Raw genomic sequence first — 22,672 nt, 5'->3', positions numbered from 1 at the left:
CCGTTATTAGACACAACAGCAAGGATGTCGGTTTTGATCATGGATGATCATGTTATTCCCGCGAGGACTTAGTAATAAAAGGAAAAGATTTGTATCCAAGGAAGGAAATAAATATTAGCAATGACCATCAATGCCATTGATAAGTAAGTGGCTGCCATGCCTGAACGACGCCAGCGAAGTTCACGGTGTTTTAATCCATAAGAGTGTAAAAAACGACCTACGATTAAAATTGAGCCACAGATGTGTACCATCCAAACAAAAGCACCATTCATTTCCATGACCAGTAATAAGATCATGGAAATTGGAATATATTCTACCGCATTGCCGTGAACACGGATGGCAGTTTGTAATTCATAAAAGCCACCATCACCATAAGCAACCCGATATTGTGTTCTGAGTTTTACGACATTGAGGGACAATTTAATCAATAATAGTGCGCCCAGTACGATATAAAGCGAGCTAACCATCTTTTCTCCATTGTCAAAGCCAAAAAACGGCGAATTTAATGATAAACCTCAAAGCGACTTCTGTCGCTATAAATAATTATTATTAATTAATTGTTTGGGGATTAGCAAATCCTTGAAAAGATGTATCATATAAACTAGGTCTATACTCTTATCGCCGGGAAGAATTTTCGTTATAATGTCTGCCTTTTTTTTGACACTACTCGAAAAAGACTATTGCCAAAATTTCCGCAGCAGAAAGCACAACAAGCTGAGTAAAAGGATATTGTATGCGTACTAATTATTGTGGGCAGTTGAATAGCGCCCATGTGGGCCAAAAAGTGACTCTTTGTGGTTGGGTTAACCGTCGCCGTGACTTAGGTGGGCTTATCTTTATTGATATGCGAGATCGCGAAGGTATTGTTCAAGTCTTCTTTGACCCAGAGCAGAAAGAGGCATTTTCTCAGGCTTCAGAACTGCGTAATGAATTTTGTATTCAAGTCACAGGAACAGTACGCGCTCGTCCTGATAGCCAAGTTAATAAAAATATGGCAACAGGTGAAATTGAGTTAGCGGCAGAATCTCTGTCTATTTTTAACCGTTCAGAGCCATTACCGTTAGATAGCAATCAAACAAATACTGAAGAGCGTCGTTTAACTTATCGTTATTTAGACCTGCGTCGCCCTGAAATGTCAGATCGCTTAAAAACCCGTGCTAAAATCACAAGCTTTGTTCGCCGTTTTATGGATGGTGAAGGTTTCCTTGATGTTGAAACCCCAATGCTGACAAAAGCGACACCAGAAGGTGCGCGTGACTATTTAGTTCCAAGCCGTGTACATAAAGGTAAATTCTACGCATTACCACAATCACCACAGCTTTTTAAACAGCTACTGATGATGTCCGGTTTTGATCGTTACTATCAAATCGTAAAATGCTTCCGTGATGAAGACTTACGTGCTGACCGTCAGCCTGAATTTACACAAATCGATGTTGAAACCTCTTTCATGAGTGCAGACCAAGTGCGCGAAGTGATGGAGCGTATGATCCATGCATTATGGTTAGATATTCTGAATGTCGATTTAGGTGCGTTCCCAGTAATGACTTTTGCTGAAGCAATGCGTCGTTATGGTTCAGACAAACCAGATTTACGTAACCCAATGGAACTTAAAGACATCGCTGATTTAGTCAAAGATGTTGAATTCAGTGTATTTGCACAAGCGGCAAATGATGAAAGATGCCGTGTTATCGCATTGCGTGTACCGGGTGGTGCATCATTAACCCGTAAAAATATCGACGAATATACACAGTTTGTTAGCATTTACGGTGCTAAAGGCCTTGCGTGGATGAAAGTCAACGAAAGCGCGAAAGGCATTGAAGGTGTACAAAGCCCAATCGCTAAATTCCTGACTAACGATGTTGTTAATTCAATTTTAGAAACAACAGGCGCAACAGACGGCGATTTGATTTTCTTTGGTGCAGGTCGTAAAGGAACAATGAGTGATGCGATGGGTGCTCTGCGCCTGAAAGTGGGTCGTGATCTTGAGTTGACCGATTTAAATGCATGGAAACCATTGTGGGTTATCGACTTCCCAATGTTTGAAGAAGATGAAGAAACAGGTAGCTTAAGTGCGATGCACCATCCATTTACTTCTCCAAAAGACTTATCACCAGCTGAATTGACTGCTCACCCAGTAGGTGCTGTGGCAAATGCTTATGATATGGTTATTAATGGTTATGAAGTGGGTGGCGGTTCAGTGCGTATTCACCGTAATGAAATGCAACAAGCAGTATTTAGCATTTTAGGTATTGCACCGAATGAGCAACAAGAGAAATTTGGTTTCTTATTAGATGCGCTTAAATTTGGTACTCCACCACATGCTGGTTTAGCATTTGGTTTAGACCGTTTAGTGATGTTGTTAACGAGTACCGATAACATTCGCGATGTTATTGCTTTCCCTAAAACAACTGCCGCTGCGTGTTTAATGACTAATGCACCAAGCTTTGCTAATGAAGACTCTTTAAAAGAGTTAGCGATTGCAGTAACTCAAAAAGAAGTTAGCGAAGATAAAGAGTAAATGATGAAATATAAGCGCCCGATATCCGTTTTAGTTGTTATTTATGCAAAAGAGACCAAACGGGTGCTTATGCTAAAGCGTCGAGATGATCCTGATTTCTGGCAATCTGTGACTGGCAGTTTAGAAGCGGAAGAAACGCCTTTTCAAACGGCGTTGCGCGAAATGCAAGAAGAAGTTGGAATTGATATCATAAAAGAAAATCTTGAGCTGGTGGATTGCCATCGCTCAATTATTTTTGAGATTTTTGCACATTTTCGGCATCGTTATGCACCAGATGTTACACATTGTCAGGAACATTGGTTTACATTAGCACTACCCGCAGAGCGAGATATTGTGCTAACTGAGCATTCACAATACCAATGGCTAGACGCGCCACTGGCGGCAAAATTAACAAAATCCGCCAGTAATCAGCAAGCAATTGAAGAATTTGTTATTTAATGATTAGACCACGTTTGGAGATATTTCATGGCAGGTCATAGTAAATGGGCCAATACAAAACACCGTAAAGCAGCGCAAGATGCGAAACGCGGTAAAATTTTCACTAAAATCATCCGTGAATTAGTTACAGCAGCACGTTTAGGTGGTGGTGATCCTGCAACTAACCCGCGCTTACGTGCGGCAGTTGATAAAGCATTATCGAACAACATGACTCGTGACACCTTAAACCGTGCAATTGCACGTGGTGTGGGTAATGATGAGAACGATAATATGGAAACCATCATTTATGAAGGCTATGGCCCAGCAGGTACTGCTGTGATGGTTGAATGCTTAAGTGATAATCGTAACCGTACTGTTTCCGATGTTCGCCATGCATTTACCAAAACAGGTGGTAACTTAGGAACAGATGGTTCTGTATCTTATCTGTTTACCAAAAAAGGTGTTATTTCATACGCACCAGGTGTTGATGAAGATGCTGTTATGGAAGCTGCGTTAGAAGCCGGTGCTGACGACGTTGAAACTTTTGATGATGGCGCTATTGATGTTTACACCACACCAGAATCTTTTGGTGAAGTAAAAGATGCGATGGATGCAGCAGGTTTTGTTGCTGAATCAGCGGAAGTTTCAATGATCCCATCGACTAAAGCAGAGTTAGATATTGAAACTGCACCAAAATTAATGCGTCTTATCGATATGTTAGAAGACAGTGATGACGTGCAAGAAGTGTATCACAACGGTGATATCTCAGATGAAGTTGCAAAACAACTGGAAGATATCCTGTAATCGTTCTAGCGATTATCGAAAATAACGGTGTTTAAGGCTGTTATTAAAAGTGCGAAGAGAAGAGCAGAGCAGATTTTTTTGCTCTTTTCTCTCGCCATCGACCATATCGGCAACAGGAATTGATATGGCTATCATTCTAGGTATAGACCCCGGTTCGCGTGTTACAGGCTACGGCGTAATTCGACAGCAAGGGCGACAACTTATCTATTTGGGAAGCGGTTGTATTCGCACACAAGTTCCCGACCTTCCAAATCGACTTAAACGTATTTATGCAGGTGTTAGCGAAATCATTACTCAGTTTTCGCCAGATGTGTTTGCGGTTGAGCAAGTGTTTATGGCTAAAAATGCTGATTCTGCTCTCAAACTTGGGCAAGCGCGTGGTGTAGCAATACTTGCGGCAGTTAATAACGATCTACCCGTTTTTGAATATGCGGCTCGCCAAGTTAAACAGACCGTAGTGGGTACTGGTGCGGCTGAAAAAAGCCAAGTGCAACATATGGTGCGTTCAATATTAAAATTATCCGCCGCACCACAATCAGATGCTGCCGATGCACTAGCGATTGCGATTACACATTGTCACTTTAACCAAAATTTATTACGTGTAGGTGATCCGCGTCTGGTTTTAACGCGAGGTCGGTTAAGATAAGTTGTTATCTTGGTAAATGTCTTTGGTTTTTCACAAGCTGGATATACGTCCAGCTTTTTTTATGTTATAAACTTGGCGTAATTATTTTTGCGGAGGCATTAGTGTGATAGGTCGTATCAGAGGAATTATTCTTGAAAAACAGCCACCAGTGGTGCTGATCGAGGCAGGTAATGGTGTAGGTTATGAAATCAATATGCCAATGACCTGTTTTTATGAATTGCCTGATATTGGCCAAGAAGCCATTATCTACACGCAATTTATCGTACGCGAAGATGCTCAATTACTTTATGGTTTTAACCAAAAACAAGAGCGCGCACTCTTTCGTGAATTGATTAAAGTAAATGGTGTGGGGCCTAAACTCGCTTTAGCCATTCTATCTGGCATGTCTGCTCGCCAATTCGTGACTGCTATTGAAAATGAATCTATCACTTCATTAGTGAAATTACCGGGTGTAGGTAAAAAAACCGCTGAGCGTTTAGTGGTTGAAATGAAAGATCGTTTTAAAGGTCTTAATGGTGATTTATTCGAAAATAGTGATATCGAGCTACCAGAAAGCACTTCACCTAAAGCGCCAAAAGCGGCTGATATTGAAGCTGAAGCCTCTGCTGCATTAATCGCATTAGGCTATAAGCCACAAGAAGCTGCAAAAATGATCAGCAAAGTGGCAAAACTGGGTACAGATAGCGAAACACTTATTAAAGAAGCGTTGAGAGCGGCTATTTAGGAGTAACACATTGTGATTGAAGCAGATCGCCTGATTTCAGCAGAAATTCAACAACCTGAAGAAGAAATTATTGATAGGGCTATCCGCCCTAAATCTCTTGCCGAATATGTTGGGCAACCGCAAGTTCGAGAACAAATGGAGATTTTTATTCAGGCGGCTAAATTACGTCATGATGCACTCGACCATTTGCTTATTTTTGGACCTCCCGGATTAGGTAAAACCACATTAGCAAATATCATTGCTAATGAAATGGGCGTTAATTTACGTACGACATCAGGCCCAGTGCTTGAAAAAGCGGGTGATTTAGCGGCTATGCTAACTAACCTTGAACCTCATGACGTGCTGTTTATTGATGAAATCCATCGTCTTTCACCCGTTGTTGAAGAGATCCTTTACCCAGCAATGGAAGATTATCAACTCGATATCATGATTGGTGAAGGACCAGCGGCTCGTTCAATTAAAATCGACCTACCTCCATTTACCTTAGTGGGTGCAACCACCCGAGCGGGCTCTTTAACATCTCCATTGCGTGATCGTTTTGGTATTGTTCAACGCCTTGAGTTTTATAATGTTGACGATCTCCAGCACATTGTTTCTCGTAGTGCCGGTTTTATGGGATTAGAGATGACAGACGAAGGCGCTCGCCAAATTGCTATGCGTTCACGAGGCACTCCGCGTATTACGAATCGATTATTGCGCCGTGTAAGAGACTTTGCCCAAGTAAAAGGTAATGGTGCCATTGATGAAGAGATTGCTTCTAAAGCGCTTGATATGTTGAATGTGGATGCGGCAGGTTTTGACTACTTAGATCGTAAACTTCTTTTTGCCATCATTGATAAATTTATGGGTGGCCCAGTAGGATTAGATAACCTTGCGGCAGCTATTGGTGAAGAGCGAGAAACTATAGAAGACGTATTAGAACCTTATTTAATTCAGCAAGGTTTTATTCAACGTACACCAAGAGGTCGAGTTGCCACTAATCACGCCTATCGTCATTTTAATCGTATTGTAGAAGAGCCTTAATATTTATATCAGTATGAAGCTGAAGGTGATTTAAATGATAGAACTGACTCGAGGCAATCTTTTACATGCAGACACTGAGGCGATTGTAAATGCCGTTAATTGTGTTGGTGTAATGGGGCGTGGTATCGCCTTACAGTTTAAAAAAGCATGGCCTGATAATTTTAAAGCTTATGCTTTAGCGTGCAAAAATAAAGAGCTGACACCCGGTGTAATGTTTATTTATGAGATACAAAAAGCGACTCATCCTCGTTTTATTGTCAATTTCCCAACAAAACGACACTGGCGAAATGCAAGTTGTATTGAAGATATTGAAGCTGGATTAATTACACTGGTTGATGAAATTAAACAGCGTAATATTAAATCTATTGCTATCCCACCTTTAGGGGCGGGTTTAGGTGGCCTAGAATGGTCTATAGTGTATGAAAAAATTAAAAGCGCAATGGAACCTTTAGCGGATGTTCATGTGTTAATTTATGCTCCCATAGATGAAGCTGAATTAAATAAAAAATAGAAAAATTAATTTTCAGATATTCAATTATAAAAGATAAAAACAAACCCCAAGAACATTGCGTTGTTGGGGTTTTATTTTATCTAATGGGTGGGAAATAATTACTGTTTAGTGGGTGCAAATAAACTCAAGATAAATAGGCAACTTGCGGCTAAAACAACAGAAGGGCCAGCAGGGGTGTCATAGAAAGCAGAGAAGGTTAAACCGCCCGTAATTGCCAACATACCAACAGCGATTGCAATCAGAGCCATTTGTTCAGGAGAACGAGCAAAACGACGTGCTGTTGCCGCTGGGATGATTAGTAAAGAAGTAATGATCAGCGCACCTACAAATTTCATGGCTAAACCAATGGTTAACGCGGTGATCATCATTAACTTTAAGCGTTCTCGCTGAATATTTACACCATCAACAAATGCCATATCTTGATTGATTGTCATGGAGAGCAGGGGGCGCCATGAGCGAATAATGACAAATAAAACAATCACAACACCAATAAAAATACTGATAACGTCTTGATAGTTTACTGACAGCAAATCACCAAACAGATAAGCCATCAAATCAACACGCACATTCGACATTAAACTGACGACCACAAGCCCTAAAGAAAGTGCACTGTGTGCCATGATCCCTAAAAGTGTATCGACAGAGAGTTGAGGTTTTAATTCTAACCAAACCAATAGAATAGCGAGAAGAAGGGTGACTGCAATAACAGCGTAAAAAGGCTCGATATTAAACAGCAAACCAAATGCAACACCAAGTAGTGAAGCGTGCGCTAAGGTATCACCAAAATAAGACATACGACGCCAAACGACAAAAGAGCCCAAAGGGCCCGCCGCCATGGCTAAGAGCATACCGGCAATCCAACCCGGTAACAGCAACTCAATCATGACGACACTCCTTACTATGTTGGTGATGATGACGATAAATACCAAGTTGTTCAGCACCACGACTTCCAAACATGGCAATAAATTCAGGATGTGAAGAAACAACATCAGGTGTGCCTGAACAGCAAATATGGCCATTTAAGCAGAGGACTTCGTCTGTTTTTGCCATCACAAGATGAAGATCATGAGAAACCATTAAGATGGCACAACCTAGTTCGTGACGAAGTTGATTGATCAAATCATAAAGTGCTAATTGACCGTTAACATCAACACCTTGAGTGGGTTCGTCTAAAACTAAAAGTTGGGGTTGATTAAGCAACGCTCTTGCTAACAAGACTCGTTGAGACTCACCACCAGAAAGTTTCTGCATAGGCTGATCGATTAATTTCGACGCATTAACTCGTTCTAAAGCAGGGAGAATATCTTTATCATGAACACCTGGTTTTAGTGTCATAAACCGTTTAACGGTGAGTGGCATTGTAGGATCGAGATAAAGTTTTTGTGGCACATAGCCCACACGTAGCGCATTTTGACGCTCAATTTTTCCTGAGGTTGGATTTAATAAACCAAGAACTAAACGGATAACCGTAGATTTACCAGCACCATTAGGGCCAAGTAAAGTAAGAATACGGCCTGCTTTTAGATCAAAAGAGATATCTTTTAAAATTTCTCTTTCACCAAAAGAAACACAAACCGATTTTAAACAAATCAAGTCAGACATAAAATTAGCACTTGCAGAATCATTGAAACGTTATAATATAACATTTCCAATGATGATTCACGAGAATTCTTCCTATGTTACATAAAAACAACAAATTTGCGCACCGTTTTTTATTGAAATCATTTTTAGCGACAGCGATGATAAGCTCATTCAGTGCTTCAGTGCAGGCTGATGTCGTCGTTTCCATTAGACCATTAGGATTTATTGCTGCTGCTATCGCTGATGGAGTAACACCAACGGACGTTTTATTACCAGATGGGGCATCTCCACACGATTATGCATTAAAACCCTCTGATTTGAAAAAAATCACCTCCGCAGACTTGATGGTATGGGTAGGGCCTGATATGGAAGTGTTTTTAGATAAGCCATTAAACAGACTTACTGACAATCATAAGTTGGCTTTAGCGGAAACTGACGAAATAAAGTCGCTTTTATTGAAAGATGATGATGACAATGTGCATAAACATGAGGAAAATCACGAACATCATTCTCACGGTGATTATAATATGCACATCTGGTTATCACCAGAGATTGCGTTGTCGTCTGCAAAACAGATCCACGAAAGGTTAATTGCGCTGTATCCAGATAAAAAAGAACTTCTGGACGTAAACCTAGGTAAATTCAGCGAACAACTCAAGCAAACTGATAAGAATCTTGTTAATATTCTGTCGCCTGTGAAAAATAAGGGTTATTTTGTCTTTCATGATGCTTATGGCTACTTCGAAAAACATTATAATTTAAAGCCGTTAGGTCATTTTACGATCAACCCTGAAATACAGCCGGGTGCGCAGAAATTACATCAAATACGAACACAGTTGGTTGAGCAAAAAGCAACTTGCATTTTTGCTGAGCCACAATTTAGGCCGACAGTAATAGAAACAGTGGCGAAAGGCACTGGGGTTAAAATGGGTGTATTAGACCCCCTAGGAAGTGGGATTGCTCTGACTCAAGAGAGCTATATAAAATTCCTTACCCAACTAGCTAACCAATATGCGAGCTGCCTGAATGAAACACAATAAGGAATTAAGAACGTGCAGCAGAAGAAATCCATTGCACAGGTATATTTAAGTTTACCACTCCCACATAAGATCATGCTCGGTTCGTTAACTGCAGCAACACTGGCCGTCGCAATTTGGCGGCCAGTGGTTCTTCAAAATGAGCAAACCCGAGAAGTTCCTGTCAGTATCCAAATGCCGCTTGCCAATCAAGGCGAAAACACGGATGACATTATCACTGATAGTAGTGATCAACTTACCGATGAAGGGTTAGTTGGTGCGGAAGATGGCACTGATACAAGCACCGCAGTTGCGCAAGTCCCTCATACTTATATAGTCTCTAGTGGTGATTCATTAAGTTCAATATTGACTCAGTTTGGTATTGATTCTGCTGATATTGCAACTATCTCTAATCAAAATAAAGATCTTAGAAATCTTAAAATTGGGCAATCTATTAGTTGGGAGCTTGATGATAATGGGTTGCTAAAAGAGTTAAGTTGGGGCGTTTCTCGCCGTGAAACTCGTATTTATACCCGTACAGAAACGGGCTTTAAAGAGACAAAAGAGTTTCAAAAAGGTGAGTGGAAAAACAGTGTGACCACCGGTGTTATTCGTGGAAGTTTCTCTGTTAGTGCAACGAATGCAGGTTTAACTAATTCAGAAGCACGTGCAGTGACTAAAGCATTACAATGGCAAGTAGACTTTAAAAAACTACAAAGTGGCGATCAATTTGCAGCACTCTTCTCTCGTGAAGTGCTTGATGGCCGTACAGAACAAAGTGAACTTATTGGTGTACGTTTACGTAGCGCTGGTAAAGACTACTATGCTTTCCTTGCTGAAGATGGTCGCTTTTATGATAGCCAAGCTGGTGGATTAGAACGTGGATTTATGCGATTCCCAACAGTGAAGCAATTTAGAGTTTCTTCTCAATTTAACCCTCGTCGTATTAATCCAGTTACAGGTCGTTTAGCTGCCCATAAAGGTGTCGACTTTGCTATGCCAGTAGGTACACCGGTATTAGCAACAGGAGATGGCGAAGTTATTGTAGCTAAATACAGTGGTGCCGCAGGTAACTTTATTGCTATTCGCCATGGTAGCCAATACACAACACGTTATATGCACTTACGCCAGTTACTTGTAAAACCGGGACAACGTGTTAAGCGTGGAGATAGAATTGCGTTGTCAGGCAATACAGGACGTTCTACTGGGCCTCATTTGCACTATGAGCTGTGGATCAACCAACAAGCAGTCAATCCACTAACAGCCACATTACCTCGTGCTGATGGTTTAACAGGCAAAGATAAACAAGAATATCTTGCTAAAGTAAAAGAGATTAAGCCGCAATTAGTGCTAGCTGATTGACAATAAATATGATTTTAAAGACATAAAAGCGGATGATTGATATCATCCGCTTTTGTTTTAATATTTTTTACGCCTCTTTGGGGGATCAGTTCAGAGAGTTATCTGATGAATAAAGAAAAAGATACAGATAGCAAAGCGGGTTATGTACCCACTTTTCACCGTGCATATTTGCATCCTCGTCATTGGGGAACATGGGTAGGTGCAGGTGTATTAAGTGCATTAGCTTATATGCCAGTAAAATGGCGTGATCCATTTCTTGCTTCTATTGGTCGTTTTGTTGGACGTAAAGCGAAAAGCGCAAGACGTCGTGCAGATATCAACTTGAGATACTGTTTTCCAACATGGAATAAAACACAACGTGAAACAGTTCTTGATAATATGTTTGAAACTGCACCTCAATCCTTTGTGATGCTAGCAGAGCTTTGTTTAAGAGGCCCTGAGCGTATATTAAAGCGCACATCTTGGCAGGGACTAGAAATCATTGAGCGTTTTAAAGAGCAAGGTCGTAATGTCATTTTTATGGTGCCTCATGGGTGGGCGGTTGATATTCCTGCAATGCTGTTAGCATCGACAGGTCAGAAAATGGCTGCGATGTTTCATCATCAAAAAGATCCCGTTGCTGATTACCTATGGAATAAAGCACGTCATCATTTTGATGGTCGATTACATTCACGCGAAGCAGGTATTAAGCCTTTTATTTCTTCTGTGCGACAAGGTTACTGGGGCTATTATCTGCCAGATCAAGATCATGGTGCCGAACATAGTCAATTTGTGGATTTTTTCGGGACTTATAAAGCGACATTACCCGCGATTGGACGGTTAATGAAAGTGTGCCGAGCGGCTATTGTACCGTTATTCCCTGTGTATTGTTATAAAACACATCAGCTTAGTATTATTGTTCGTGAACCAATGGATGATATTGAAGATAAAGATGATGCGTACATTGCACGTAGAATGAATGAAGAGTTAGAAGCACTCGTGACACCAACGCCAGAGCAATATACGTGGATCTTAAAATTACTGAAGACACGTAAAGAGGGTGAAATAGAGCCTTACGCCCGTGAGAATATTTTGGACTAGTCCTTGCACAAAAAAGAAGTAAATTAAAAAAACGGGCACTTAATAAAGTGCCCGTTTTGTTATTAAGGTTTAGGATTCTGTATTATTCAACCGTCAGAATACGGCATGTATTGGTGCTACCCACAGTGCCCATTTGGTCACCTTGAGTGACTAACACTAAATCACCAGAAACCAAGAAACCTTTATCACGTAAACGACCAATTGCCTCATTAGCAGCGGCAATACCATCAGTGTGAGTACTGCAATAAACTGGCGTCACGCCACGATAAAGTGCGGTTTGATTCAATGTTTTCTCATGACGAGACATTGAGAAAATCGGTAAACCTGTACTGATACGAGACATCATGCGTGCAGTACGACCGGATTCAGTCATCGCAATAATCGCATTAACGCCTTTCATGTGGTTAGCTGCATACATTGTAGACATCGCAATAGCTTCTTCCACTGTATCAAAAACCATATCTAAACGGTGCTTAGAAACATTGGCGGCTGGCATTTTCTCAGCGCCTAAGCAAACTTGCGCCATTGAAGCGACCGTTTCTGCTGGATATTGTCCTGCTGCGGTTTCTGCTGAAAGCATAACGGCATCAGTGCCATCTAATACGGCGTTAGCAACGTCCATTACTTCAGCACGAGTTGGCATTGGATTTGTTATCATTGACTCCATCATTTGAGTGGCAGTGATAACGACACGATTAAGCTGACGAGCACGACGAATTAATTTTTTCTGTACGCCCACCAGCTCAGGATCACCAATTTCAACGCCTAAATCGCCACGAGCTACCATCACCACATCAGAAGCAAGAATGATTTCATCAATGATTTCATCATTAGCAACCGCTTCAGCACGTTCTACTTTAGAAACGATTTGGCATTCACAGCCTGCATCACGGGCTAAACGGCGAGCAAGGTTAAGATCTTCACCTGTTCTTGGGAATGAAACGGCAAGGTAATCAACACCGATTTTTGCCGCAGTGATAATATCTTGTTTATCTTTTTCTGTTAATGCATCAGCAGAGAGGCCTCCGCCGAGTTTATTAATGCCTTTATTATTAGATAAAGGACCACCAACCGTCACTTCAGTAAAGACTTTTAAACCCTCAACTTTGAGGACTTTTAACTGAACTCGACCATCATCAAGAAGTAAAATATCGCCTGGAACCACGTCGGCAGGTAAGCCTTTATAATCGATACCCACTTGATTTTGGTTACCTTCGCCTTTTTCAAGCGTTGCATCAAGTAAGAATTTATCACCGACATTCAGGAAAACTTTTCCGTCTTTAAAGGTAGATACACGGATTTTAGGACCTTGTAAATCCCCGAGAATAGCAACATGGCGACCTAATCTTGCGGCGATTTCACGCGTACGATTAGCACGAGCAAGATGATCTTCCGCAGAACCATGAGAGAAATTTAATCGAACAACATTTGCGCCAGCAATAATAATTTTTTCTAAGTTATTATCACGATCTGTTGCTGGGCCTAAGGTGGTAACAATTTTTGTTCTTCTGAGCCGTCTGGACATGTATTACTCCGTTGACCTTGAACGAAAGGTGTTGGCAATTGGATAAAACAGAAATCAGACTGTGTTTTATCCAATGTGTTAAGTGAAACGCTTCAAGCTAATTGTAACATACACTACTGTTTTCATTATATGCGAGAGTTAGCTCGCAGATATGCTACCATTTTTCAAAAACTTATCTAGTCAGGGGCACAATCGTAAGTGTGACAATACTAACAGAATAATTAAAAACGGTTACTTATCAAACCGTGAATCACGTAAAGCTTCTTTGACGCGCTTCAAGTTATCTCTGAATTTTGGTCCTCGACGTAAAATAAATCCGGTAGTAAGAACATCAATAATAGTGAGTTGTGCAAGGCGGGAGATCATCGGCATGTAAATATCAGTATCTTCAGGTACATCAAGTAATATAGGAAGGGTAGCTTCAGAGGCTAAAAGAGAGTTCGGAGTTGTAATGGCAATAACGGCCGCATCGTTTTCTCGTGCGATCTTGGCAATTTCAACTAAATTTTTAGTACGTCCTGTATGAGAAATAATAACCACAACATCACCATCAGTACTATTTATACAACTCATACGTTGCATAACAACATCATCAAAATAAGTGACAGGAATATTAAAACGAGAAAACTTATTCATGGCATCGTGAGCAACGGCTGCTGATGCACCTAAACCAAAAAAAGAGATTTTTTTAGCTTGCGTCAAAATATCAACTGCACGATTGATAGCTGCGATATCAATATTATTTTTAACGTTTTCAAGTCCCGCCATTGCGGATTCAAAAATTTTATTGGTATAAGAAGAGACAGTATCAGAATCATCAATATTACGATTTACATAAGGCGTACCATTGGCAATGCTTTGTGCTAATTGTAATTTAAAATCAGGAAAGCCTTTTGTTGCCATACGTCGGCAAAATCGATTAACAGTGGGTTCACTGACATCAGCCGTTTTAGCCATTAAGGCAATACTTGAATGGATAACAGTTTGTGGCGCAGTTAAAACAGCCTCTGCGACTTTTTTTTCTGATTTACTCAAGATGTCCAGATTAGACTGAACCCTTTCCAATATATTCATTAAATATACAGATCCTTGGCTTTGCCAATTTCAATAAAAGGAGAAATCTATAACGGTTTTATGAAAATATACTACGCAAAGAACAAGGCTTGCAGTGTAAACCATCGGTAAACAGGGCTTTTTTCGTTAAAGTATGACGTGTGTCTAACTTTCAAAGTTGAAAACAAGAAACAAAACTGTAGTAAAGTTACAGGAAAGGATAAAACACTAGGCATAAAATGAAGCATTATAATATGTGTGGTAAGTTAGAGACTAAAATGTGCAAGTGTATTTACTGAATACATCCAAAAGAGTACATTAATACAAAATTCTGTAACAAAATTACAAAATCTCATCATGAGGAGACGTTCTATGGCAGCGATATCGACTGCTCAGGCCTGTGATCTGGTTATCTTCGGTACGAAAGGGGATCTAGCACGCCGTAAGCTCATTCCATCATTATATCAATTGGAAAAAGCTGGATATATTCACCCTGACTCTCGTATTATTGGTGTCGGTCGTGCTGATTGGGATGTTGAGGCATATAAAAATGTCGCTCATGAAGCGTTAAAAACCTTTTTAAAAGAAGAAATTAACCCTGAAGTTTGGCAACGCTTAAGTGATCGCTTAGATTTTTGTAATCTTGATGTTAATGAAACCGACCATTTCATTGAGTTATCAAAGCATCTAAAACAAGATAAATTACCGGCTATCTATTACTTTGCTATGCCTCCAAGCACCTTTAGTGCGATGTGTCAGGGATTAGGGCATGCAAAATTAAATAAAGAGCCTAATCGTGTCGTAATGGAAAAACCATTAGGGACAGATTTGGCGTCTTCAGTTTCTATTAATGATAGTGTGGCGAAATACTTTAAAGAGACTCAAATTTATCGTATTGACCACTATTTAGGTAAAGAAACCGTTTTAAATCTATTAGCACTGCGCTTCGCAAACTCACTATTTGTCAACAATTGGGACAATAAAACGATTGATCATGTCCAAATTACTGTTGCAGAAGAAGTGGGTATTGAAGGGCGTTGGGGATATTTTGATCAAGCTGGTCAAATGCGTGATATGGTGCAGAACCACCTATTACAAATCCTGACTATGATAGCGATGTCACCACCCGCTGATTTAACGGCTGACAGTATTCGCCAAGAAAAAGTGAAAGTCTTACGTTCGTTACGCCGTATTGATAACACCAATATTCGCGAAAAGACGGTTCGTGGACAATATACTGGTGGTTTTGTACAAGGCAAAAAAGTACCTGGTTATCTTGATGAAGAAGGTGCGAATAAAACCAGTAATACAGAAACATTTGTGGCAATCCGGGCTGATATTGACAACTGGCGTTGGGCAGGTGTTCCGTTCTATCTAAGAACAGGTAAACGCCTACCAAGTAAATGTTCAGAAGTTGTGGTTTATTTTAAAAAGCCTGCGCTGAATATCTTCAGTGAGACTTATCAAGAGTTACCACAAAATAAGCTGACTATTCGTTTACAGCCAGATGAAGGTATCGATATCGAGGTACTAAACAAAGCACCGGGGCTTGATCATAAACACCGTTTACAAACAACCAAGCTGGACTTGAGCTTCTCTGAAACATTTAATCAAACGCATCTAGCAGATGCTTACGAACGTTTATTGTTAGAAGCTATGCGTGGCATTCAAGCATTGTTCGTACGTCGAGATGAAGTAGAAGAAGCATGGAAATGGGTAGATTCAATCATTAACGCATGGGAATGCGATAATGAGCTACCTAAACCATATCAAGCAGGTACTTGGGGACCAGTGGCATCTGTTGCAATGATCACCCGTGATGGTCGTTCTTGGAATGAAATTGAATAATCAATAACGCCTTTATTGTTTATTCGACGATTAAGATACCCAGTTTTGCTGGGTATTTTTTTGCCTATAAGCATAGATTCAGTGCTTTAGATGAATAAAACCGCTGAAGGATCGTAAAACTACTGATTAACTATGCAATCTAATTTAAGTTGGAAACTAAAACTTAAACAAAACCAACCAATTAACTAAAAATTTTTCCTCAAAAGCATTGCTTTAAATAATTTGGCGTGATAGAAATATCATGTAACATTTAACCATCTTATATGAGGGTTCGGAGTATATCGTGCGGATGGTCTGTGCGATGAAAGAATAAATAATCATGACTAGCGCCAAAAGCGTCAAAGTTAAACGTTCTACCTATAAGTTATTCCTTTCTGCTATTTTATCCAGCGAACACTACTGGTGTGGCGCATTATAGAAACCTCTCATCTTAATTCCTGAGTTATCAGGAAACGACGTTGCCTTAACGTTCGGCTTCTATTGCCGCCAGAAAGACTATCTACATATTCTCTATCTTCTGCGCAAGAAACGTTTTGGCGTATTTCGAATGTGTATGAGAGATGAAAAAATGATTTATTGGATATTTTTAGCATTAGCTATTGTTTGTGAAGTTATCGGTACTTTATCTATGAAGTACGCCAGTGTGAGCGGTGGTTACACTGGTATGATTGTGATGTGGTTGATGATTGCCACTTCCTATATCTTTTTAGCCATAGCCGTTAAAAAAGTGGCATTAGGTGTAGCATATGCACTTTGGGAAGGTATTGGAATTGTCATTATTACGACATTCAGTGTCCTGTGGTTTGGTGAATCACTTTCACCATTAAAATTAGGTGGCCTAGCAATGCTAATTGCAGGGATCACGCTTATCAAATCAGGTACTAAAAAATCGGCTGTTGCTAAGAAAACAACAGAATCGGTAAAAAGTATTGCTGGTAAAGCTAAGCATGTTGCCAGTGCTGTAAAAGGAGCGAATAAGCCAATTCCTGCCAATATCAAGGAGGCTTAATTATGTTAGCTCAATTTGAATGGTGGCACGGTGCATTTTTAATTCTTGCTGTAGTTCTCGAAATTGTCGCGAATATATTCTTAAAAATGTCGAACGGTTTTAGTCGAATGGGATTAGGAATATTATCACTATTTTGTGTGTTAGGTGCTTTTAGTGCACTGGCAATGGCCGTCAAAGGAATAGAGCTTTCGGTAGCTTATGCACTTTGGGGAGCATTCGGAATTATTGCAACTATCGCCGCCGGTTGGATTTTATTTAATCAAAGACTCAATTATAAAGGATGGGGTGGAATTATATTATTACTGGTTGGTATGGTAATGATTAAATTTGCTTAAATCTCAGTAATTTAATAAGTACCATTTTGGTAAAAATAGAAATTTAATAATCACAGCAAGAATAAATTATATTAAAAAAGCTGAATTCATCGGAATTCAGCTTTTTTGTATCTACTGTTTAATCTTTTTAGAGTGATATAAATTTAATTTTTTCTTCATTGTCCTAAAAGTTATTTTATATACAAACCGATTACGATATAAAACATAGTAATAACAAATTTAAATAGTAGAAAAGGGTATCTAAAATTGCAGATTGATAGCCTGTTGGCATTCAGAGGCTATAAGTTAAAGTCAAAAAACAGTAAAAATTAAAATATTCTTTCTATCTTTAATAATAGTGAATATGCAGAGGTTTTATGGAAAAACACTATTGTTATTATTTTCTCTTTGATGTTATTTTTTACTGATAACATGAAAAAAATAGGAATAGAGATGAAACGGATATTAGTTGCAGGTGCAACAGGTTATTTAGGCCGATTTCTTGTACAAGCATTAAAAACACAAGGCTATTGGGTGCGTGTTTTAGTCAGAAATCGCTCGCAAGCAGCACTGTTTACTGATGTTGATGATATTTTTATTGGTGAAATAACAAAACCCGAGCAATTAAAAAATAGTACAAAAGATATTGACTGTGTTATTTCCACGATAGGGATCACTCGACAAAAAGAGGGGTTAACCTATATGGATGTTGATTATCAAGCAAATATAAATCTTCTTGAAGAAGCAATAAAATCACAAGTTCAACAGTTTATTTATATCTCTGCTATTGATGGAGATAAATACCGCCAATTAAAAATCTTTGAAGCCAAAGAACGTTTTGTTGATAAATTGAAACAATCGAATTTACCTTATTGTGTCATTAGGCCAAATGGCTATTTCAGTGATATGGGGGATTTCTTACAAATGGCCTCATCAGGAAAAGTCTATTTATTTGGCTCAGGAGAACAACAAATAAATCCTATTTCTGGAAAAGATCTAGCCGAATTTGTGATTAAAATGATAGGGCATACTACGAAAGAAATTTCTGTGGGTGGGCCTGATATTTTGTCATTAAATCAAATTGCTGAACTTGCAGGCATGGCATTAAATAAGAAAATAAAAATTATCCACTTACCAGATGTATTAAGAAAAATGACTATTTTTATATTACGTCATTTTACTTCTCAAAAGTTTTATGGGCCTTTTGAGTTTTTCTTAACATTTATGGGCACGAGCCATATCGGTGGAGTATATGGTAATGAACATTTATTAGATTATTATCATGATTTAGCCAATAAACTAAATTCAAAAAAATAAGCACCCATAAAAGTAGGTGCTTATTAAATATTTTCACATTGCCGCGATAATTTTGATTTCGACTTTATATTCAGGGTGCATTAGTTGTGCTTGCACAGTACAACGCACAGGTGCGCTACCTTTGGCAACCCATGCATCCCACGCTTTATTCATACCCTCAAAATCAGCTTTATCAGCTAAAAAGATTGTCGCATCAAGAATTTGAGTTTTATCAGAACCTACACGTTGTAACAAAACGTCAATTGCCGCTAATGTGTCTGCTGTTTGTTCAATAATATCGCCTGATAAATTCTCTGGCACTGCAGTGTAATAAATAGTGTCGTTATGAATAACGGCTTCAGACCAGCGATCTTCAGGGTCGATACGTTTAATTGTCATTATGAGTTCTCCTTAGTATTAACGGCATAGGTGGTACTTTTGGTTATCCACTGGCATAATTTACGTCTTATTTTATAAAAAGAGTATGCCTGTGTCAGACGATTTTGCAGAAAACGGGATTTTAACCCGAACTATTCCAGGATTTCATCCCCGTGAAGCTCAACGACAAATGGCGAAATCAATAACGGAAACTATTGATAAGCAAGGTGTACTTATTGCTGAAGCGGGTACAGGTACCGGAAAAACGTATGCCTATCTCGTACCTGCATTGCGTTCGGGTAAAAAAACTATTATCTCAACAGGCTCTAAAGCCTTGCAAGATCAATTATATAGCCGAGATTTACCCACGATCATTGAAGCGATTAATTATGATGGTAACACGGCGTTATTAAAAGGGCGCTCTAACTATCTCTGTTTAGAACGACTTGATCAGCAAATGCTCAGTGGTGGTGATCTGGAAGCTGAAGTTTTGTCTGATGTTATGTATGTACGCCAATGGTCAACACAAACAGAAGATGGTGACGTTAGCCGTTGTCATAGTGTTGCAGAAGATAGTCGGGTTTGGCCTTTAGTCACCAGCACTAACGATAACTGCTTGGGGAGTGATTGCCCTCGTTATAAAGAGTGCTATGTTTTAAGCGCACGTAAAAAAGCAATGGATGCGGATGTCGTTGTGGTTAATCACCATTTATTTATGGCAGATACTGTCGTTAAAGATACTGGTTTTGGTGAGTTAATTCCGGAAGCTGAAATTATGATCTTTGATGAAGCCCATCAAATTCCAGATATTGCTAGCCATTATTTTGGCCAACAACTTACCAGTAGACAGTTGTTTGATCTCGCCAGAGATATGACTGTTGCTTATCGCACAGAAGTGAGAGACCAAGTTCAGTTACAAAAAAGTGCCGATAGATTAACGCAGATGGTAATGGATTTTCGCCTAGCGTTAGGTGAGACAGGTTATCGAGGAAACTTACGTGAGCTATTGCAAGGTGGCGAAACAAAACGTTTTCTAACGTTACTGGATGATGCCTTAGAACTGAGTTATGACGTAATGAAACTCTCGTTAGGGCGAAGCCAATTACTTGACAGTGCTTTTGAACGTGCCACTGTTTACCGCAATCGATTAAAACGCCTGATTGATACCACAATTCCGGGTTATAGCTATTGGTTTGAAAGTTATGGTCGCCATTTTTTATTAGCTATCACACCGCTATCTGTTGCAGAGAAATTTCGCGAATTAATCAAATCGCATAAAAGCAGTTGGGTATTTACCTCAGCAACACTTTCTGTAAATGAGCAGATGTCTTATTACACAGATAGATTGGGCTTAGAAAGTGCGACAACTCTGATCCTAAACAGCCCATTTGATTATCAACATCAAACATTACTCTGTGTGCCACGTTATCTGCCACCATTAAATCAGCCTTATACGGCAAAACGTTTAGCCACTATGCTAACGCCAGTTATTTTAAAAAACCAAGGTCGCTGTTTTTTCCTCTGTACCTCACATGCCATGATGCGTGGACTTGCTGAAGAGTTTAAAGCCAGTTTGCCATTACCTGTATTGATGCAAGGTGAAATGAGTAAGACGCAATTACTGCAAAAATTTGTTTCATCAGGAAATGCGCTTTTAGTTGCGACCCAAAGTTTTTGGGAAGGTGTTGATGTGCGTGGCGATACGTTGTCTTGCGTGATTATTGATAAATTACCATTTACAGCACCTGATGATCCTCTATTAAGAGCACGCATTGAAGATTGTGAATTGCGAGGTGGAGATGCTTTTAGAGACGTCCAAATTCCTGATGCTGTTATTAGTTTAAAACAAGGTGTTGGGCGGTTAATTCGTGATGTACACGATTATGGTGCAATTATAGTTTGTGATGATAGGTTAGTTTCTCGTGCTTATGGTGAAGTTTTTTTAAGTAGTTTGCCTCCATCACCTCGCACGCGTTCACTCGAAAAAACAATGAAGTTTTTGAGCCAACGCGCACAGCAGAATGAAATACAAGAAATATCGGATTCATAATAGCGATCGCACAGAATGTGTGTTTATTCTGTTGAACACTATTATGATATTATTCTTCCTCTTTTAATTATCGAATTTGCCGGAGTTATGGCGTGTCACTGCGAATTTTAGCAATTGATACTGCAACAGAATCTTGTTCAGTTGCAGTTTGGAATGAAGGCGTTGTTGCTTCACGTTTTGAAATCTCACCTCGTGAACATACACAAAAGATTTTACCTATGGTGAAAAGCGCCTTAGAAGAAGCAAACATCACATTGCAATCATTAGATGCACTTGCTTTTGGACGAGGTCCCGGAAGTTTTACAGGTGTTCGTATTGGTGTAGGTGTTGCACAAGGCATCGCGCTAGGTGCAGAATTATCCATGATTGGTATTTCATCACTTGCCACAATGGCTGAAGGTGTCTTTAGAACAACGGGTATTAAACAAGTTCTCGTGGCAATCGATGCGCGTATGGGTGAAATTTATTGCGCTCAATATCAGCGTAATGATGAAGGTGTTTGGATAGGCGAAGACACTGAAGCCGTAATGAAACCTGAGCAATTTATTGAAGCATTACAATTAACAACAGGAACATGGGCGATGGCAGGTACAGGATGGCAAGCTTATCCTGATTTAAAAGAGGCACTGCCTTTCACTGTTGTTGAAACTGAGATTACGCTTCCTGTTGCACAAGATATGTTACCTCTTGCTGTAACCGCTTGGCATGAAGGTAAAGCAACGAAAGTTGAAGACGCTGAGCCAGTTTATTTACGTAATGAAGTGACATGGAAAAAACTGCCTGGCCGTGAATAGATTTAGAAGTATCTATTAGAAGCCTAAGAGTGAAGCTAAGCTATAATATTATTATAGAGTAACGTTAATATTGACTTGCAATGAGGTGGTTTATGAACAGACAATTAAACTACCGTTTGGTAAGCAAAGCGCTATTTCTATCTGGTGCTTTGTTTCTAGCGGGATGCGTCTCTATACCTGAATCAATAAAAGGTACATCAGCAACGCCAGTGACTAATTTAAATGGTGTTTTTGTTGCGCCTGAACTTTATATTGGTCAAGAAGGGCGTTTTGGTGGGCGTGTGATTGATGTTAAAAATCTTCAATCATCAACGCAGCTAGAAATTGCCGTTATGCCTCTTTCTCAATACGATGCTGCGCCCGAATTACATCAGCCTTCTATTGGGCGTCTCTATGCTAATGTTATGCATTTCTTAGATCCCTCTGATTATAAAAATCAATACGTAACCGTTGTTGGTACTATTAAAGGTGTTGAAACTGGCAAAGTTGGTGAGGCCAGTTATCCATTTTTACGTATTGATGTGACAGGTATGAAACGCTGGACACTGACACAGCAAGTCATTATGCCCGCACCTGTTATGACATGGGGATATTATGGAGATGGCCCATATTGGGGTTATCACCATGGATATGGCGGTTATGGTGGATATCCATATGGAACTGGTCAGGTTGTACCCGTTTTAGAATAAAAAGCGGGCATTAGATTGCATGACGATATAATAT

At 39.6% G+C, this 22,672-nt stretch carries 23 protein-coding genes; 17 read left to right on the top strand and 6 right to left on the bottom strand.

Annotated features, from left to right (window positions below; all coding sequences use genetic code 11):
• Window positions 1-68: 68 nt before the first annotated feature.
• Window positions 69-467, bottom strand: coding sequence for an MAPEG family protein (locus GTH25_RS09280; RefSeq protein ID WP_075671057.1), 399 nt, complete (start codon window positions 465-467; stop codon window positions 69-71).
• A gap of 266 nt (window positions 468-733) precedes the next feature.
• Here GTH25_RS09280 and aspS point away from each other — a divergent pair, with 266 nt between their 5' ends.
• From aspS to GTH25_RS09245, 7 genes are all read left to right on the top strand, one after another.
• The gene (gene aspS / locus GTH25_RS09275) at window positions 734-2,518 is read left to right on the top strand and encodes an aspartate--tRNA ligase (protein ID WP_075671059.1); all 1,785 of its coding nucleotides are present in this window, start codon (window positions 734-736) and stop codon (window positions 2,516-2,518) included.
• Window positions 2,519-2,521: 3 nt separating this feature from the next.
• Window positions 2,522-2,956 carry a dihydroneopterin triphosphate diphosphatase gene (nudB, locus tag GTH25_RS09270; protein ID WP_164530808.1) on the top strand — a complete coding sequence of 145 codons (435 nt, stop codon included), beginning with the start codon at window positions 2,522-2,524 and terminating at the stop codon, window positions 2,954-2,956.
• Window positions 2,957-2,983: 27 nt separating this feature from the next.
• Entirely contained in the window at window positions 2,984-3,739 is a 756-nt protein-coding gene (locus tag GTH25_RS09265; RefSeq protein ID WP_023582074.1) for a YebC/PmpR family DNA-binding transcriptional regulator, read from the top strand.
• Between the two features lie 124 nt (window positions 3,740-3,863).
• The gene (ruvC, locus tag GTH25_RS09260) at window positions 3,864-4,385 is read left to right on the top strand and encodes a crossover junction endodeoxyribonuclease RuvC (RefSeq protein ID WP_006536599.1); all 522 of its coding nucleotides are present in this window, start codon (window positions 3,864-3,866) and stop codon (window positions 4,383-4,385) included.
• Window positions 4,386-4,488: 103 nt separating this feature from the next.
• Entirely contained in the window at window positions 4,489-5,109 is a 621-nt protein-coding gene (gene ruvA, locus GTH25_RS09255) for a Holliday junction branch migration protein RuvA (RefSeq protein ID WP_075671063.1), read from the top strand.
• A gap of 12 nt (window positions 5,110-5,121) precedes the next feature.
• Window positions 5,122-6,132, top strand: coding sequence for a Holliday junction branch migration DNA helicase RuvB (ruvB, locus tag GTH25_RS09250; protein ID WP_075671065.1), 1,011 nt, complete (start codon window positions 5,122-5,124; stop codon window positions 6,130-6,132).
• 34 nt (window positions 6,133-6,166) lie between these two features.
• A complete protein-coding gene (locus GTH25_RS09245) occupies window positions 6,167-6,643 on the top strand; it encodes a macro domain-containing protein (RefSeq protein ID WP_075671067.1) in 477 nt (158 codons plus the stop codon).
• 98 nt (window positions 6,644-6,741) lie between these two features.
• Here GTH25_RS09245 and znuB read toward each other — a convergent pair whose 3' ends face one another.
• Window positions 6,742-7,527 (bottom strand): zinc ABC transporter permease subunit ZnuB, encoded by a 786-nt coding sequence (gene znuB, locus GTH25_RS09240; RefSeq protein WP_075671069.1) that lies wholly within the window; start codon window positions 7,525-7,527, stop codon window positions 6,742-6,744.
• The gene (gene znuC, locus GTH25_RS09235) at window positions 7,520-8,245 is read right to left on the bottom strand and encodes a zinc ABC transporter ATP-binding protein ZnuC (protein WP_075671071.1); all 726 of its coding nucleotides are present in this window, start codon (window positions 8,243-8,245) and stop codon (window positions 7,520-7,522) included. The genes znuB and znuC overlap by 8 nt, the downstream gene beginning before the upstream one ends.
• Before the next feature lie 74 nt (window positions 8,246-8,319).
• Here znuC and znuA point away from each other — a divergent pair, with 74 nt between their 5' ends.
• The 3 genes from znuA to lpxM all read left to right on the top strand — a co-directional run bounded on the left by znuA (window position 8,320) and on the right by lpxM (window position 11,682).
• On the top strand, window positions 8,320-9,264 hold the full coding sequence (gene znuA / locus GTH25_RS09230; RefSeq protein ID WP_156733472.1) for a zinc ABC transporter substrate-binding protein ZnuA: 945 nt from the start codon (window positions 8,320-8,322) through the stop codon (window positions 9,262-9,264).
• A 12-nt stretch (window positions 9,265-9,276) separates the two neighbouring features.
• On the top strand, window positions 9,277-10,602 hold the full coding sequence (gene mepM / locus GTH25_RS09225) for a murein DD-endopeptidase MepM (protein WP_099660353.1): 1,326 nt from the start codon (window positions 9,277-9,279) through the stop codon (window positions 10,600-10,602).
• Between the two features lie 105 nt (window positions 10,603-10,707).
• The gene (gene lpxM, locus GTH25_RS09220) at window positions 10,708-11,682 is read left to right on the top strand and encodes a lauroyl-Kdo(2)-lipid IV(A) myristoyltransferase (RefSeq protein ID WP_075671077.1); all 975 of its coding nucleotides are present in this window, start codon (window positions 10,708-10,710) and stop codon (window positions 11,680-11,682) included.
• An 82-nt stretch (window positions 11,683-11,764) separates the two neighbouring features.
• Here the strand turns inward: lpxM and pyk are convergent, their stop codons facing one another.
• A complete protein-coding gene (pyk, locus tag GTH25_RS09215) occupies window positions 11,765-13,207 on the bottom strand; it encodes a pyruvate kinase (RefSeq protein ID WP_075671079.1) in 1,443 nt (480 codons plus the stop codon).
• A gap of 231 nt (window positions 13,208-13,438) precedes the next feature.
• Window positions 13,439-14,281: a MurR/RpiR family transcriptional regulator gene (locus GTH25_RS09210; RefSeq protein WP_075671081.1), complete on the bottom strand. Its 843-nt coding sequence runs from the start codon at window positions 14,279-14,281 to the stop codon at window positions 13,439-13,441.
• A 351-nt stretch (window positions 14,282-14,632) separates the two neighbouring features.
• Here GTH25_RS09210 and zwf point away from each other — a divergent pair, with 351 nt between their 5' ends.
• From zwf to GTH25_RS09190, 4 genes are all read left to right on the top strand, one after another.
• The gene (zwf, locus tag GTH25_RS09205; RefSeq protein WP_075671083.1) at window positions 14,633-16,108 is read left to right on the top strand and encodes a glucose-6-phosphate dehydrogenase; all 1,476 of its coding nucleotides are present in this window, start codon (window positions 14,633-14,635) and stop codon (window positions 16,106-16,108) included.
• A 568-nt stretch (window positions 16,109-16,676) separates the two neighbouring features.
• A complete protein-coding gene (gene mdtJ / locus GTH25_RS09200; protein WP_075671146.1) occupies window positions 16,677-17,117 on the top strand; it encodes a multidrug/spermidine efflux SMR transporter subunit MdtJ in 441 nt (146 codons plus the stop codon).
• Window positions 17,118-17,119: 2 nt separating this feature from the next.
• The gene (mdtI, locus tag GTH25_RS09195; protein WP_023582084.1) at window positions 17,120-17,452 is read left to right on the top strand and encodes a multidrug/spermidine efflux SMR transporter subunit MdtI; all 333 of its coding nucleotides are present in this window, start codon (window positions 17,120-17,122) and stop codon (window positions 17,450-17,452) included.
• A 432-nt stretch (window positions 17,453-17,884) separates the two neighbouring features.
• Entirely contained in the window at window positions 17,885-18,748 is an 864-nt protein-coding gene (locus tag GTH25_RS09190; RefSeq protein ID WP_075671085.1) for an SDR family oxidoreductase, read from the top strand.
• 33 nt (window positions 18,749-18,781) lie between these two features.
• Here the strand turns inward: GTH25_RS09190 and GTH25_RS09185 are convergent, their stop codons facing one another.
• Window positions 18,782-19,126, bottom strand: coding sequence for a RidA family protein (locus GTH25_RS09185; protein WP_072068200.1), 345 nt, complete (start codon window positions 19,124-19,126; stop codon window positions 18,782-18,784).
• Between the two features lie 85 nt (window positions 19,127-19,211).
• Between GTH25_RS09185 and GTH25_RS09180 the strand changes: the two genes are divergently transcribed.
• The 3 genes from GTH25_RS09180 (at window position 19,212) to GTH25_RS09170 (ending at window position 22,638) form a co-directional block, all read left to right on the top strand.
• Entirely contained in the window at window positions 19,212-21,155 is a 1,944-nt protein-coding gene (locus tag GTH25_RS09180; protein WP_083629065.1) for a DNA repair helicase YoaA, read from the top strand.
• A gap of 92 nt (window positions 21,156-21,247) precedes the next feature.
• Window positions 21,248-21,949 (top strand): tRNA (adenosine(37)-N6)-threonylcarbamoyltransferase complex dimerization subunit type 1 TsaB, encoded by a 702-nt coding sequence (gene tsaB / locus GTH25_RS09175; RefSeq protein ID WP_156733470.1) that lies wholly within the window; start codon window positions 21,248-21,250, stop codon window positions 21,947-21,949.
• A 92-nt stretch (window positions 21,950-22,041) separates the two neighbouring features.
• Complete coding sequence (locus tag GTH25_RS09170) at window positions 22,042-22,638, top strand: Slp family lipoprotein (RefSeq protein ID WP_075671089.1); 597 nt, start codon at window positions 22,042-22,044, stop codon at window positions 22,636-22,638.
• The last annotated feature ends 34 nt before the right edge of the window (window positions 22,639-22,672 follow it).

This window comes from Proteus terrae subsp. cibarius (genome assembly GCF_011045835.1).
Lineage (GTDB): Bacteria > Pseudomonadota > Gammaproteobacteria > Enterobacterales > Enterobacteriaceae > Proteus > Proteus cibarius.
This window is presented reverse-complemented; position numbering and strand designations above follow the sequence as displayed.